The sequence below is a fragment of the Streptomyces callyspongiae genome (assembly GCF_047200695.1).
Taxonomy (GTDB): domain Bacteria; phylum Actinomycetota; class Actinomycetes; order Streptomycetales; family Streptomycetaceae; genus Streptomyces.
Genome location: NZ_JBJZOM010000008.1, coordinates 222,208 through 237,875 on the forward strand (window position 1 = coordinate 222,208; position 15,668 = coordinate 237,875).

The 15,668-nt window shown below is 73.1% G+C and carries 3 protein-coding genes; all 3 read right to left on the reverse strand.

All coding sequences use genetic code 11. The annotated features are described in order from the left end of the window. Positions 1 to 7 precede the first annotated feature (7 nt). The gene (locus ACL06G_RS10365) at positions 8 to 10,756 is read right to left on the reverse strand and encodes a non-ribosomal peptide synthetase (RefSeq protein ID WP_412835755.1); all 10,749 of its coding nucleotides are present in this window, start codon (positions 10,754 to 10,756) and stop codon (positions 8 to 10) included. Continuing rightward, positions 10,753 to 14,007, reverse strand: a complete 3,255-nt coding sequence (locus ACL06G_RS10370; RefSeq protein WP_412835756.1) for a non-ribosomal peptide synthetase — start codon at positions 14,005 to 14,007, stop codon at positions 10,753 to 10,755. The genes ACL06G_RS10365 and ACL06G_RS10370 overlap by 4 nt, the downstream gene beginning before the upstream one ends. After that, positions 14,004 to 15,668 (reverse strand): condensation domain-containing protein (locus tag ACL06G_RS10375; RefSeq protein WP_412785844.1); only part of this gene is annotated, 1,665 nt, incomplete at its 5' end. The genes ACL06G_RS10375 and ACL06G_RS10370, both read right to left, overlap by 4 nt.

Genomic DNA, 15,668 nt, shown 5'->3' on the forward strand with positions numbered 1-15,668 from the left:
CTCCGTCTTACGAGGTGATGTCCATCGCCCGCAGATAGCGGGCGAGCAGGGCGCTGTCGGTGGCGGTGAAGCCGGTGTCGCCGCCGAGCAGCCGGGTCGTGGTGGAGTGGTCGTAGTCCGGCTCGCGCCAATCCCCCGCCCGCCCGTCGGCGAGCGGCGCGTAGTCGCGCACCACGAGGTCGAGTCCGGGATCGTGGGCGCCGTCGGCACGTGCACGCACCGCCTCGAACCACTCCCGCGGCGACACGAGCCGTGCGGGATGCCCCGCCGCGGGCAGGGCGTCCAGCAGGAGCCGCAGCGGCGCCTTGGCGGGCGGCGCGTAGTGGAAGGTCTCGCCGAGAGCGTCCGGCCGCAGCGCCAGGGCGGCCATAGCGGCGGCGAGTTGGTCCACGGGCACCAGATCGGTGGCGAGGTCGGTGTCGGGCACCATGCCGACCAGGGCGCAGGCGCGCATCATGTGGCCGGCGACGTCGTCGCTGCGCCAGGCGCCGGTGCGGCTGTCGCCGCCGACGCGTCCCGGCCGGTGAACGGCGACGGGCAGCCCGCGCCGTGCGGCCTCCCTCGCCAACTGCTCGGCAGTCCACTTGGTCTGCGCGTAGCCGTTGTCGTCGTAGGGCGGGCTCGTGGGGACGTCGTCCTCGCGCAGGGCGCGGCCGCCCCGGGCGCTGCCGAAGACGGCGCGGCTGGAGACCAGGTGGAGCGGTGTGGGCCGCCCTTCGGTGGCGAGCCGGATGATTTCGCGGGTGCCGTCGACGTTGGCGTCCCGCAGATCGGCGTACGGCAGTGCGTAGTTCACCACCGCCCCGACATGGACGACGAGATCGGAGAGTTCGGCCAGTGCGGCGAAGTCGTCCGGCGGCAGGCCCAGTCGGGGTGCGGCGAGGTCGCCGGGGACAGCGTGCAGCCGGCCCTCCCATGCGGGTTCCCACACGTCGAGGGCGACGAGGTGGGCGACGAGCCGGTCACGGGCGGAATCGCGGTCGGCGGCGCGGACGAGGCAGTGCACCTCGGTTCCGCCGTGTGCGAGGAGCCGGGCCAGGACGTGGCCGCCGAGGAAGCCGGTGCCGCCGGTGAGCAGCGTGTGGCGCGGCGGTGCGGGGCGGTCCGGACCGGGCCGTGGACGGATGCCCTCGTCCAGTACGGCGTCGGCAGCCGGGTCCGCCTGCTGCCGGGTGCCGCCGGTGGTGTCGAGGAGGGCGGCCAGACCGGCCACGGTGGGATGCTCGAAGAGGGCGCGCACGCCGGGTGCGCCGGGCCATTCCTCCTCGATGCGCGCGTGGGCGCGTGCGGCGAGCAGGGAATGGCCGCCGAGCGCGAAGAAGTCGTCGTGCGCCCCGACGCGTTCCAGGCCGAGGGCGTCGGCGAACAGGTCGGCCAGCCGTCGCTCGGAGGGAGTGCGCGGCGCCTGGTACGCGTCGCCGGGCACGGTCGCCGTGTCGTCGGCGGGTGCCGGCAGCGCGGCGCGGTCGACCTTGCGGTGGGCGGTGAGGGGGAGCGCGTCGAGCACCACGGCGCGGGTGGGCAGCATGTGCGCCGGCAATCGGTCGGCTGCGGCGCGCAGCACCTGCACCCCGCCATCGTCCAGGTCGCCCGGTGCGGCAGGGACCAGATAGGCGATCAGGCGCTTGTCACCGGTGGCGGCGCCTCCCCCGCCGGCCGGACCGGGGAGAGGGGTCTCGCGGACGACGGCGACGGCCTGGGCGACCTGCGGGTGGTCGCCGAGAACGGCTTCGATCTCGCCGAGCTCGACACGGAAGCCGCGCAGTTTGACCTGCGAGTCGTCGCGCCCCACGAACTCCAGTGCACCGTCCGCACGATGGCGCACCACGTCGCCGGTGCGGTACCAGCGCTGCCCGTCGTGCGCCACGAACCGTTCGGCGGTCAGGCGGGGACTGTCGAGGTAGCCGCGGGCCAGCTGGCCGCCGCCGAGCCACAGTTCGCCCGGCACGCCCACCGGGCTGGTACGGCCCTCGCTGTCGGCCACCCGCAGCCGGGTGCCCGGCAGCGGCGCGCCCAGCGGCAGTCTGGTCTCCTCCCCGGTCACGCGGTACGCGGTGGACCACACGGTGGCCTCGGTGGGGCCGTACATGTGCCAGACGGTCGCTCCGGCCCGCAGCAGCCGCCGCGCCAGATCGGCGGGTACCGGTTCGCCGCCGCAGACGGCGGTGAACGGGCCGCCGGGTGCCCAGCCGGCGTCCAGCAGCAGCTGCCAGGTGGTGGGCGTGGCCTGCATCGCGGTCACGCCGCGGTCCAGCAGCCTGCGGGCCAGGGCCGGACCGTCCCCGGTCTCCCGGGTCGGGACGATCTCGATGCCGGCTCCGGTGACCAGCGGCAGGAACAGGTCGGGCACGGACAGGTCGAACGCGGGGGTCGTGGGAGCGGCCATCAGGGCGTGTTCGTCGATCCACCCCAGTCCCGTCAGGGCCGAGAGCAGGTGGGAGAGAGCACCGTGCGTGATCTCCACGCCCTTGGGCCGGCCGGTGGAGCCGGAAGTGTGCAGGACGTACGCGAGGTCGTCCGGTTCCGCGACCGGCTCGGGTGCATGGCCGGACTGCTCCCCGACCCTGTCGTCGATGAGCAGTGTCCGCGCGTCGCAGCGGGGCAGCCGGGCGGCGGTCTCCTCGGTCACAAGGACCAGCCGGACGCGCGACGCATCGAGGACGGCGCGGACCCGGCCGGCCGGATGGGCCGGCTCGACGGGCACGTAGGCACCACCGGCCTTGAGCACGGCGAGCAGGCCGACGAAGGTCTCCGTGGACCGCTCGGTGAACAGCCCGACCAGCGTGCCGGGACCCACGCCCTGTTCGCGCAACCGGTGCGCAAGGTGGTTGGCGCGGGCGTCGAGTTCGCCGTAGCCGAGGGACGTTTCGCCGCATCGGACGGCGAGGCGGCCCGGGCTCCGGGCTGCCTGTGCCTCGAACAGCTGCGGTACGCAGGTGTCCGGGAGCGCTGCGGAGGGTGCGCCGCTTCCCCACTGCCGGAGGGCGGTGGTCTCCTCCTCCGGGAGCAGGGGCAGTTCGGACAACGGCGCGTCCGGGGCGGCGAGGGCCGCGCGGATCACGGTGAGGAGCCGCTGGAGCAGCCGGTCGGCGGTGGCCGCGGTGAACAGGTCGCTGTTGTATTCCAGGTGCAGTCGCCAGTCGTCGTCCCCGGCTCCCGGCTGCACGATGAGGGTGAGGTCGAACTTCGCGCCGCTGCCCTGGAGTTCCATCTGCTCTGCACGCACTCCGGGCAGGTCCAGGGTCGGGGCCGGCAGCGGCATCAGAATGAACAGCACCTGGAACAGGGGGCTGCGGGAGAGATCCCGCTCCGGCCTGAGCTCCTCCACCAGCCGTTCGAACGGCACCTCGGCGTGCTCGTAGGCATCGAGGCAGCGTTCGCGCAACCGTCCGATCAGGGCGCGGAACGCCGGATCGCCGGCGGCATCCGAGCGCAGCGCGAGCGTGTTGGCGAAATAGCCGACAGCTTCGCCCAGTTGCGGGTGCCCCCGGCCCGAGTGCGGGGTACCGACCGCCAGATCGTCCTGGCCGGAGAGCCGGTGCAGGAGGCCGGTGAAGGCGGCGAGCAGCCCCATGAACAGGGTGCCCCCCTCGCCGGACGCCAGTCGCTCCAGGTCCGTCACCGTGGCCCGCGGCAGTGCGACGGACCGGACGGCGCCGGTGTGGGTCTGGCTCGCGGGCCGTGGCGCGTCGGTGGGCAGATCGAGGACGGGGACGCCCGCAAGGCGGTCCCGCCAGTGGGCCACCTCGGCGTCGAGCCGGTCGCCGGCCAGGTGCTGCCGCTGCCACAGCGCGTAGTCGCCGTACTGGGCGGGCACCGCCGGCAGGTCCGGAACTTCGCCCCCGACGAACGCCTCGTACGCCCGGGTGAGTTCGGTGACCATGATCTCGGTGGACAACCGGTCGGATATCGCGTGGTGGGAGACGACCGCGAGGACGTGGTCGTCGTCGCCGAGCCGGGCCAGGGTGATGCGGACCAGGGGTGCCACGGAGAGGTCGAGCGGCCGGTTCGCCTCGTCCGCCAGCAGGTCGTGCAGGCGTTCCTCGCGCTCCTGCCGAGGCGTTCCGGTGAGGTCGACGTGCTCGACCGGAAGCGCGGCACTGCGGGCGATGTGCTGCACGGGCTCACCCCGTTCGGTGCCCAGGGAGGTGCGGAGCGCCTCGTGGCGCGCGACCACGGTGTCCACCGCGCGCTGCAGCGCGTCGGTGTCCAGGGCCCCGCGCAGGCGGAGGGCCCCGGGCATCAGGTAGGCGCCGGCGCTCTGCGGGGAGAGGCGGTCCAGGAACCACACGCGGCGCTGCTGCGCGGACGCCGGCACTGTCTCGTAGGGGCCGTCGCCACCGGTGCCGCGGGGCGCGATGGGAGGGGGTCCGGTGCGGTCCCCCTCCTGTTCCAGGAGAGCGGCCTGACCGGCGACGGTGGGCCGTTCGAAGACGTCGCGGACGGCGAAGGGAACGCCGGTGGCGGTGCGCAGCGCCGCCACCAGCCGGGTGGCGAGCAGGGAGTGGCCCCCGAGTGCGAAGAAATCGTCGTGCACGCCGACTTCCTCGACGCCCAGTACCTCGGACCACACGTCGGCGACGCGCCGCTGGCCCGGGTCGGAGGGAGCGGTGAAGTCGCCCTGGCCTGCTCGCTGCCGCCCCTCTGGAGCGGGCAGCTTGGCACGGTCGACCTTGTTGCGGTTCAGGGTGAGGGGCAGCTCGTCGAGGACGACCATCGCACTGGGCACCATGTGGGCGGGCAGCACGGCCCGTGCCTCGGCGTGCAGTTCCTCGACGAGTCCTTCCTGCTCACGCGGCTCGGCGAGCACCACGTACCCGACCAGCCGCGGGTCGCCCGCGGTGTCCTCGCGGACGGTGGCGACGGCGTCGCGGACGGCGGGGTGGGCGCGCAGCACCGCTTCGATCTCGCCGAGTTCGATGCGGAAGCCGCGCAGCTTCACCTGGAAGTCGGTGCGGCCGAGGAACTCCAGGGCGCCGTCGGGCCGGTAGCGGACCAGGTCGCCCGTGCGGTACAGCCGCTGCTGCGGGTCGCGGGGGTCGGGGACGAAGCGTTCCTCGGTCATCCCGGGGCGCTGCAGGTAGCCGCGGGCCAGTCCGTCGCCGCCGATGAACAGTTCGCCGGGCACACCGATCGGGGTGCGGCGCCGGCCGGGGTCGAGGACGAGCAGTTCGGTGTTGGCGACAGGATGCCCGAGCGGCAGCGGGTCGTCCTCGGGTGCGACCCGGTGGACCGTGGACCAGACCGTCGTCTCGGTGGGCCCGTACATGTGCCACACGGTCGCGCCGTGCCCGGCGAGCCAGTGCGCCATGTCGGCGGGCACCTTCTCGGCCCCGGCCAGTGCGACGAGTCCGGAGGGCGGTGTCCAGCCGACCTCCTGAAGCACCCGCCACGTGGTCGGGGTGCCCTGGAGGTAGGTGACGCCGGCAGCGGCGAGGGCTGCGGAAAGCCGCTCGCCGTCGGTCACCTCGTCCAGCGGGACCATCTCGATGCGGGCGCCGCACAGCAGCGGCAGGTAGAGGTCCAGGACCGGCATGTCGCAGGACACCGTGTTGGCTGCCGCCACGACGTCCGCCGCGTCCATGCCGGGTTCCTCGCGCATGGACAGCAGAAAGTTGACGACGGGCCGGTGGGGCAGCGCGACGCCCTTGGGCCGTCCGGTGGATCCGGAGGTGTAGATGACGTAGGCGAGATCGTCCGGGCCGGTTGCGGGCTCCGGTGCCGTGGCGGGCTGCTCGTCGATCTCGGCGCGGTCGGCGTCCAGTCGCAGTACGCGCGCGGTGGTCTTCGGCAGCGCCCCGGCGAGGTGGTCCTGGGTGAGGACGGCGACCGCCCCGGAGTCCTCCAGGAGGTACCGCAGGCGCTCCTCGGGGAAGTTGACCTCCATCGGCACGTACGCGGCTCCGGCGCGGAGCGTGCCGAGCAGCGCGACCATCATGTCGGGGCAGCGCTCCATGAACAGCGCGACGAGCGTGCCGCGGCCGGCGCCCTCGGCCCGCAGCCGGTGCGCCAGCCGGTTGGCGCGCCGGTCGAGTTCGGCATAGGTGAGGCGTTCACCGCCCCGGCTGACCGCGACACGGTCGGCGTACCGGGTGAAGCCGGGCCGCAGCAGGCCGTCCACGGTGGTTCCGGGGATGTCGAGGGCCGGTCCGAATCCCCAGCGCTCCAGCTGCGCGTGCTCGTCGGCGGGCAGCGCGTCGATCCGGGCGACTGGGCGCGCGTCGTCGTCGGCCAATTGCTCCAGCACCGTGGCGTACTGGGCGAGCATGCGGCCGACGGTCGCGGCGTGGAAGAGGTCGCTGCGGTACTCGGCGACGACGCGCTGCCCGTCGCCGTGCGGGAAGACGGTGAACGTCAACTCGTACTTGGCGGACTCGGCTGCGGGTGTCAGCGGTGTGCTGTCCAGGCCGGGGAGGTCCATGCCGGGCGCCCCGAGGTGGACGGCGATGAACATGGCCTGGAACAGCGGGCTGCGTGTCAGGTCGCGCTCGGGCCGGAGTTCCTCGACGAGCTTCTCGAACGGCACGTCGCCGTGCGCGTACGCGTCGAGGCAGGTCTCGCGGACCCTGCGGATCAGTTCGCCGACGGAGGGCTCTTCGGCCAGGTCCGCTCGGAGCACCAGGTTGTTGGTGAGATACCCGACCAGGCCCTCCAGCTCCGGACGGTTGCGGCTGTCGATGGGTGAACCGATGGCGAAATCGTCCTGCCCGCTCCACCGCGACAGCAGCAGGGCGTAGCCGGCGAGCAGCACCATGAAGAGCGTGGCGTCGTGCCGGGCGGCGAGCTCCTCCAGGCGGCGCATCAGCTCGGGCGGCAGGTCCGCCGTGCGGGTGGCGCCCCGGTACGTGGGAGCGGCCGGACGCGGCATGTCGGTGGGCAGGTCCAGGACGGGCAGCCCGTCGAGGCGCTCACGCCAGTGGGCGATCTGCGTCGCCGGTTCCGGACCGTCGAGCCACTCCTGCTGCGAGGCCGCGTAGTCGCCGTACTGGACGGCGAGTTCGGGGAGCTGTGGTGCCGCACCGGCCTGCTCGGCGGTGTAGGCGGCAGCGAGCTCGCGGGTGAGGACGTCGATGGTCAGACGGTCGGCGATGGCGTGGTGCAGGACGAGCTGGAGTACGTGCTCCTCCGGGCCGAGCCGCAGCACCGTGAGGCGGGCCAGGGGCGGGCGGGCCAGGTCGAACGGGCTGGTGGCGCCCTGTCGGAGTCGGTCGTCGAGGGCGTCCGGCTCGTCGGTGAGGTCGACCAGGCGCAGCATCCCGGGAGCGGCCTCGGTGGGGTGGACGACCTGGAACGGCTCGTCGTCCGTGACGGTGAAGGAGGTGCGCAGCGTTTCGTGCCGCTCGGTCAGCAGGGCGGCAGCGCGGCGCAGCGCCCCGGTGTCCAGCGGGCCGCGCAGCCGCTGTGCTCCGTGGAGCACGTACGCTCCGGCGCTGTCGGGATCGAGTTGCTGCAGGAACCAGACCCGGCGCTGCTGGAAGGAGGCGGGCAGCAGCACGCAACCGGCGTGCGGACCGTCCGTTTCGGGGAGACGGGGTACGGGGGTGAGCTGCCGGGTGTCGTCACCGGGACGGGGGAGGGCGCCGGCGAGCTCGCCGAGCACGGGCTTCTGGAAGAGCGCGCGTACCGGCAGGTCGATCCCCAGGCGGTTGCGCAGGCGGGCGGCGGCGCGGGCAGCGAGCAGGGAGTGGCCGCCGAGCGCGAAGAAGTCGTCGTGCACACCGATGTCGTCGACGCCCAGGACCTCGGACCAGACGCGGGCGATCGCGCGTTCGGCGTCGGTGCGCGGCGCGAGGTGCGCCCTGCGGCGGGTGCCGGTCGTCTCCGGCGCGGGCAGCCGGTTGCGGTCGACCTTGCGGTTGGGGGTGAGGGGCAGGGCATCCAGCACCGCGTAGGCGGCCGGCACCATCGGGGCGGGCAGCTCGGCGACGGCGTGGGCGTGCACGCGCTGGGGCAGGTCGTCGAGGTCCGCCGCGCCGGGTTCGGGCACCAGGTAGCCGACGAGCCGGAGGTCGCCCGTGGCACCTTCCGGGCCGGCCCCGGAGGTGGTGTCCTCGCGCACGGCTGCGACGGCTTCCCGCACGTCGGGGTGGGCGGCGAGGGCGGCCTCGATCTCTCCGAGTTCCATGCGGACGCCGCGCACCTTGACCTGGTGGTCGGTGCGGCCGAGGAACTCCAGGGTGCCGTCGGCGCGGTAGCGGGCGAGGTCACCGGTGCGGTAGGCGCGCCGGTCGGGGTCGTCGGGCGTGTCCGGGTGGGGGACGAACCGTTCCGCGGTGAGTTCGGGACGGTTCAGGTAGCCGTCCGCCAGTCCCTCGCCGGCGATCCACAGTTCGCCGGGGACGCCGACGGGGCAGCGCCGCCCGTCGGGTCGGGTCACCCGCAGTTCGGTGTTGGCGACGGGATGCCCGAGCGGCACGGTCGACTCGTCGCCGCGGACCGGGTGGGCCGCGGACCAGACGGTGGTCTCGGTGGGCCCGTACATGTTCCAGGTGGCCGCACCCGTCGCCGCGAGGGCGTGCGCGAGATCGGTGGGCATGGCCTCGCCGCCGCACAGGGCGGTGAACGGGCGCCCGCCGGGGTGCCAGCCGGCGTCCAGCAGCAGCCGCCAGGTGGTCGGCGTGGCCTGCAGGACGGTGGCGTCGCACCGGCGCAGCCGGGCGGCGAGCCGTTCGCCGTCGGCAGCCTCGTCGGAAGGGACGATCTCGACGCGGCCTCCGGTGACCAGCGGGAGGAACAGTTCGAGAGCGGCGATGTCGAAGGAGAGCGTGGTCACGGACGCCAGCACGTCATGCTCGCCGCAGCCGGGCTTCTCGGCCATGGCGGCGAGCAGGTTGGCCAAGGCACGGTGCGGCACGACGACGCCCTTCGGGCGTCCGGTGGATCCGGAGGTGTAGATGACGTAGGCCGGGTCGTCCTGGCCCGCCGCGTCCGGAGCCGTGGCGGGGCAGGCGGCGACGGCGTCGGCGTCCCGGTCGAGCAGCACGGCCGGGAGGTCCGGTGCCGGAAGCCGCTCGGCCAGGTCGGCGGTGGTGACGAGGGCGGAGGCCGAGGCGTCGTCGAGGACGAACCTGTTGCGTTCGGCGGGGTGCTCGGGGTCGATCGGCACGTAGGCGGCCCCGGCCCGGAGGACCCCGAGGAGAGCGACCGGCATCCCGCTGTCGCGCGGCAGGGCGACGGCGACCCGGGAACCGGGGCCGATACCGCGGCCCTCGAGGTACCGGGCCAGCCGGGCGGAGCGATCGGCCAGCTCGCCGTAGGTGAGGCGTTCGCGGTCGCAGCCGACGGCGGTGCGCTCGGGATGGGCACCGGCCCGCTCCGGGAACCACCGGGGCAGGGGCCGATCCGGCAGGGGACGGCGCGGCCCGGTGCCCCACTCGTCCAGACGTCGTTCCTCGGCGGCCGAGGAGAGCGGCAGGTGCGTGAGGCGACGGTCGGGGTCGGCGACGGCGGCGGCGAGCAGCCGCCGGAAGTGGTCCAGCAGCCGCTGCGCGGTGGACGGCTCGAACAGTGCGGTGTCGTACTCGAGAACGGCCCGCATGCCGTCGCCGTACGGGACGAGGGCGAAGAACAGGTCGAACTTGGCGGTACCGGGGTCGGTGCGCAGCATCTCCATGCGCAGGTCCCCGATCTCGGTCGTCGGCATCGGAACGTTGCCGAAGACGAACATGATCTGGAACAGCGGGCTGCGCGACAGGTCCCGTTCGGGCGCCAGCCGTTCCACGATCCGCTCGAAGGGCACCTCGGCGTGGCGGTACGCTTCCAGGCAGGTGCCGCGCACTCGTTCCAGCAGCCGCGTGAAGCTCGGGTCGCCGGAGAGGTCGGTGCGCAGCACCAGGTTGTTCACGAAGAAGCCGATGAGGTTCTGCACCTCGGCCCGGTCGCGGCCGGCCACGGGGGTGCCCACCGCGATGTCGTCCTGCCCGGTCCAGCCGTGCAGCACCGCGGTGAACGCGGCCAGACAGGTCATGAACGGTGTGGTGCCCGCGGCCCGGCCGAGTTCCTCCAGTGCCCGCACCAGATCGGCGGGGAGTTCGCCGGTGACGGTGGCTCCCCGGTGCGCCTGGACGGAGGGACGGGGGTGATCGGTGGGAAGGTGCAGCACGGGCAGGTTCCACAGGCGCCGTGCCCAGTGGTCGAGTTCGGCGCGTTGCTGCGCGCTGTCGGCCCGTTCCTCCTGCCAGGCCGCGAAGTCGCCGTACTGGATGGGTAGTTCCGGCAGCTCCACGGGGGTCCCGTCGAGCTGGGCCCGGTAGCAGGTCAGCAGCTCCCGCATGAACACGCTGCCGGACCACTGGTCGTACACGGCGTGGTGGAAGGCTGCGACGAAAGCGTGGTCGTCCTCCCGGAGCCGGATCAGCGCGACACGGAAGAGCGGCGCCTGCGCGAGGTCGAAGGGCTTGCCGACGTGGTCGCGCAGGGCGTCGTCGAGCCGGTCCGGTTCGGCGGTGAGGTCGATGCGGGTGAGCGGCACGGTCAGGTGCGGTGCCACGGCCTGCACCGGGTCCTCGCCGACGAGGGTCAGGGCGGTGCGCAGAGACTCGTGCCGTTCGACGAGCCGGTCGAGCGCGGCCTGGAGGGCGTCGCCGTCCAGCGGGCCGCGCATGCGCACCGCGACGTGCTCGACGTAGGCGGCCCCGCTGCCGGGTTCGAGTTCCTGGAGGAGCCAGAGCCGACGCTGGCCGAAGGTCGCGGGCAGCACGAAGGCGTCGTCACCGGGCGCCTGGGCCGCAGCGGTGGACGTCTCCTCCTGGGTCATGCCCGATCACCTCCCTCGGCGCCGCGGCGGACCCGGGCACGCCGGGCAATGGGCGCGGCGGCGGTGTCCTCGGACGTGCTGTCGGGCACGTCCAGCGAGGCTGCCAGGGCGGCGACGGTGGGCCGGTCGAACACCGTGCGGACCGGCACCTCGACGTCGAGCGCGGCGGACAGGCTGAACGCGACACGGGTGGCGAGCAGCGAGTGGCCGCCGAGGGCGAAGAAGTCGTCGTGCACGCCGACCCGGTCCACACCGAGGACTTCCGCCCACACCTGGGCCGCCTTCTCCTCGACGGCGGTGCGCGGCGCGGTGTACTCGGCCTCGAGGGTGGGCCGGGCGCCTTCGGGAGAGGGCAGCGCGGCGCGGTCGGTCTTGCCGTTGGCGGTGAGCGGCAGCGCGTCCAGGCGCACGACGGCCGAGGGCACCATGTGCTCGGGCAGATGACGGCGGGCCAGGTCCTGCAGTTCACCGGCGAGCCCGTCGCGCTCGGCAGCGACGGCGTAGGCGACGAGACGCTGGTCTCCGGGAGTGTCCTCGCGGGCCAGCACCACGATGTCGGTCACGTCCCGGTGACCGCGCAGCACTGCCTCGATCTCCCCGGGCTCGACACGGAAGCCACGGATCTTGACCTGGTGGTCGGCACGCCCCAGGAACTCCAGTTCGCCGTTCTCCAGGTAGCGGGCGAGGTCGCCGGAGCGGTAGAGGCGGGCATCGGGGTGGTCGTCGTGGGGGTCGGGCAGGAAGCGCTCCGCCGTCGCCTCGGGCAGGTTCTGGTAGTGGCGGGCCACAGCGGGACCGCCGACGTACATCTCTCCGCCGACGCCGATGGGAGCGGGCCGGCCGTGCTGGTCCAGGACGTGGATGCGCACGTCCGGCAGCGGACGGCCGATGTTGCTGCGCACCCCACTGGCGATGGATTCCGCGGTGACCCGGTGGAAGGTGCAGTGCACGGTCACCTCGGTGATGCCGTACATGTTGATCAGCTGCGGGGCATCGTCGCCGTACCGCTCGATCCACGGGGTGAGGGAGGGCATGTCCAGGTACTCGCCGGCGAAGACGACGTAGCGCAGCGGGAGCCCGGGGTCGGCGGGGTCGGCACCGAGTGCGACCGTCATGAACTGCTTGAAGGCGGACGGGGTCTGGCTGAACACGGTGACGCCCTCCGCGCGGAGCAGGGCGTGCAGGTCCTCGGGGGAGCGCGCCGTGTCGCGGGGGACCACGACGAGGCGGGCGCCGTTGAGGAAGGCCCCCCAGGTCTCGAACACCGAGACGTCGAAGGCGTAGGAGTGGAACATGCTCCACACGTCGTCGTCGCGGAAGTCGAAGCGCGTGCCGGATCCGGTCACCAGACGGACCACGTTGCGGTGGGTGACGACCACACCCTTCGGGCGGCCGGTGGAGCCGGAGGTGTAGATGACGTAGGCCGTGGAGTCCGGGGACGCACCGTGCTCCGGGGCAGTGGTGTCCTGCGCGTCGACACTGTCGGCGTCGGCGTCGAGGTCGAGCACCGGTCCCTGGAAATCCGGGGCGCGGTCCCGGCCCTCGGCATGGGTGACGAGCGCGCAGACGTCGGCGTCACGGAGCGTCCAGCCGGTGCGTTCGGCGGGGTGGGTGAGGTCGAGGGGCACGTAGGCCGCCCCGCTCTTGAGGACGCCGAGTACGGCGACCAGCATGTCGGTCGAGCGTTCCATGGCCAGGCCGACCCGGGCGTCCGGGCCGGCGCCCATCTCCCGGAGCCGGTGCGCGACCTGGTTGGCCCGCCGGTCCAGTTCCGCGTACGTCAGCCGCTGCGCACCGCAGACCGCCGCGACGGCGCCGGGACGGGCACGGGCCTGTTCGGCGAAGAGGTCGTGCAGGCAGCCGGGCACGGGCTGCGGCTCGGTGACCGTCCACTCCTTCAGCTGCGCCCGCTCGTTCTCGGGCAGCACGGGTATCTCGCCGAGCCGCCGGTGGGGATCGTCGATGACGGCGGTGAGCACGGTGTAGAAGTGTTCGATGAGCCGCTCGGCGGCCTTGTCGGGGAACCGGGTTCGGTCGTAGACGAGTCGCGGCACCGGCAGCCGGTCGCCCGGCATGATGATCATGGTGATGGGGAAATGCGGCCGCCCGTCGTAGGTGGACTCGCCGATCTCCAACCGGTGCAGGGTCATGTCCGGCACCGGTACGTTCTCGTACGCGAGGTCCATGTCGAAGAGCGGTGCCCCGCCGGGAAGTTCCGCGATGCGGCGGAGTTCGGGCAGCGGAATGTCGGCGTTCTCCCGGGCGTCGGCCATCTCCTGCTGCAGCCCCCGCAGCCACGGGATCAGCTCGGCGTCGTGGTCGATGCGGGCACGCACCGGCATCGTGGCGAGCATCGGGCCCATGATCTGTTCGGCGCCGGGCAGGCCGGCCGGGCGCTGCGTGCCGGTGGAGCCGGCGATGACGTCGTCCCGGCCGAGGTACCGGCTGAGCAGCAGCATCCATGCGCCCTGGCAGATGGTGTTGACAGTGATGCCGTGCTCCCGTGCGACCTCGCCGAGCCGCGGGACCAGTGCGACCAGGTCGCGGTCGGGCAGCATGCCGTGGCTGGGCTCGCCGGGGCCGGGCGGGCGGCGGTCGATCGAACCGAGTTCCAGCGCTCGTTCGGGGGCCTCGAAGTCGGCGAGGTGGGTTGCCCAGAACTTCTCGGCAGCCTCGGTGTCGCGCCGCTTCCACCAGGCGACGTAGTCGCGGTAGCGCTTGACGGGCTCGAGCTGGGGCTCCTCGCCCTTGGCGAGCGCGTTGTACAGCTGGGTGAGCTCGTAGAAGCACAGGCCGAAGGACCAGCCGTCGAGGAGGAGGTGGGAGAAGCTCCAGAAGAACCGCCAGGTGTCGTCGGCGGTGCGCAGCAACGCGGTCCGCATGAGGGGCGCCTCGTCGAAGGCGAATCCGCGCATGCGGTCCTCGAGCGCGAACTGCTCGTAACGCGCCTCCTGTTCCTCCTCGCCGGCATCGCGCCAGTCGAGCTCGGGCAGGTCGAGCGGCACCTGCTGGTGCACGACCTGGAGTGCCTTGCCCACGCCCTCCCAGTGGAAACTGGTGCGCAGGATGGGGTGGCGGTCGACGATGGTCTGCCAGGAACGCCGGAACGCGTCCACGTCCAGGTCGCCGTTGAGAGTGAGAGTGATCTGCTCCAGGTAGACGCCGGCGCCCGGCGAGTACAGGTTGTGGAAGAGCAGACCTTCCTGAATGGAGGACAGTTCGTAGACGTCCTCGATGCCGTCGAGCCTCATCGGATCACCTCGGTGCTCGTGCCGTCGGTCGGGTCGGCTCCGCCGCCGGGCGGGTCGCCTTTGAGGGAGGCCGTCAGAGCGGCCAGGGCCGCCGGGTCGAGATCGGCCAGGGGGAAGTCGCTGGGGCTGACACCGCCGGCCCCGTCGGAGTCGCAGTGCACGGCGATGGCTTCGAGGGCCTCGGTGACGTGGCCGGAGAGCCGTTCCGCCAGCGCGTGGGCCTCGTTACCGCGGGCGAGCCAGTCGATGTGCCAGCGACCGGCCAGCTTGTACGTGGTGACGACCAGGGGGCTTCCGGGCGCCGCGCCCGGGTCCCAGGCGGGTGGTGCCACCGGCCCGTCGGGGATGAAGGGATAGCCCAGACGGGGGAGTTCGGCAAGCGCGTCCAAGTCGCGCAGCAGCAGCTGCGGCGGGGAAGCGGTCGTCGGGACTGTGGTGTCCTCGCGGCCGCAGGCGGCCCGCAGCGCGTCCTTCGCGGAGGTGAGCAACGCGGCCGTGTCCTCGGTGCCGGAACGGTCGAGAACCAGTGGCAGCGTCCTCCCGAACGGTCCCACGCTCTCGCTCACGTCGATGTCGCCCAGGCCCAGGCCGCGGGCGTCGTCCTCGACGTCGAGCCGCACGTCCGCGTCGCCCCCGGAGGTCAGAGCGGCCCGGGCGACGGCGGCGATGGCGACCTCACGGGGGGTGAGCCGGTAGGCGGCTGCCGCGCCGGCAAGCAGCCGGTCGGCCTCGGCGGCCTCGAGCACGGTGGAGAAGCGTTGCACGGGACCGTCCCCGGCACCGAGCGGCAGCGGTGTCCCGGCCTCGCCGTTCGTCTCCTCCACGGTGTGCCGTGCGGCCGGCTCGACCCAGCGCGGGAACGGGCGGGTCGGCGGCAGCAGATCGGCGCGGTCCCCGTCCCGGAACTGCTCCGCGGCGGCCGCGAAATCGGTGAGCAGCAGTTGCAGCGACCGCAGGTCGGCCACCAGCAGGTGGGACAGCCAGACGAGTTGCCGCGTCCCCTCACCGAGATCGAACAGTGCGACCTTCACCAGCGGGCCGGTCGTGGGGTCGAACTCGTCCCGTATCTCGTCCGTCATCTGCGCGACGGCGCTCTCCCTGCGATCCTCCGGAAGTGCGGAGAGGTCGATCAGCGGCACGTAGGCGGCCTCGGTGAGGGCCTCCTCGGACCAGTCGGCGTCGCGCTGGCCCCAGCCGTCGTCGCCCTCGGCGAAACGCATGCGCAGTCCCGGGTGCCGGCGGAGCAGCAGTGCGAGAGCCTGCGCGGCGGCCTCGGGCGAGAAACCGGCGTCGACGGGCAGCGCGAACTGCTGGACTGCGGTGGGCAACGCGGGTGCCGAACGGGCGAACAGCTCGCGCTGGAAGGGGGCGAGGGGCAGCAGGCCCGTGGTGGACACTTCCTCGCCCTCGTTCCGCTCGTCGATGACGGCGGCGAGTTCGGCCACCGTGCGGTGCCGGAAGAGGTCGGCCGCCATGATCTCCATGCCCTCGGCTGCGGCGCGGGAGACCAGTTGCACGCCCATGATCGAGTCGCCGCCGAGTGTGAAGAAGTCGCCGTAGGGGTCGACGTCCGGAATGCCGATGACCTCGGCCGCGAGGGCGATGAGCTTTGCCGCCGTGGGGCCGAGCTCGACGGTCCGCGGCGCGGTCGAGCGGGACTC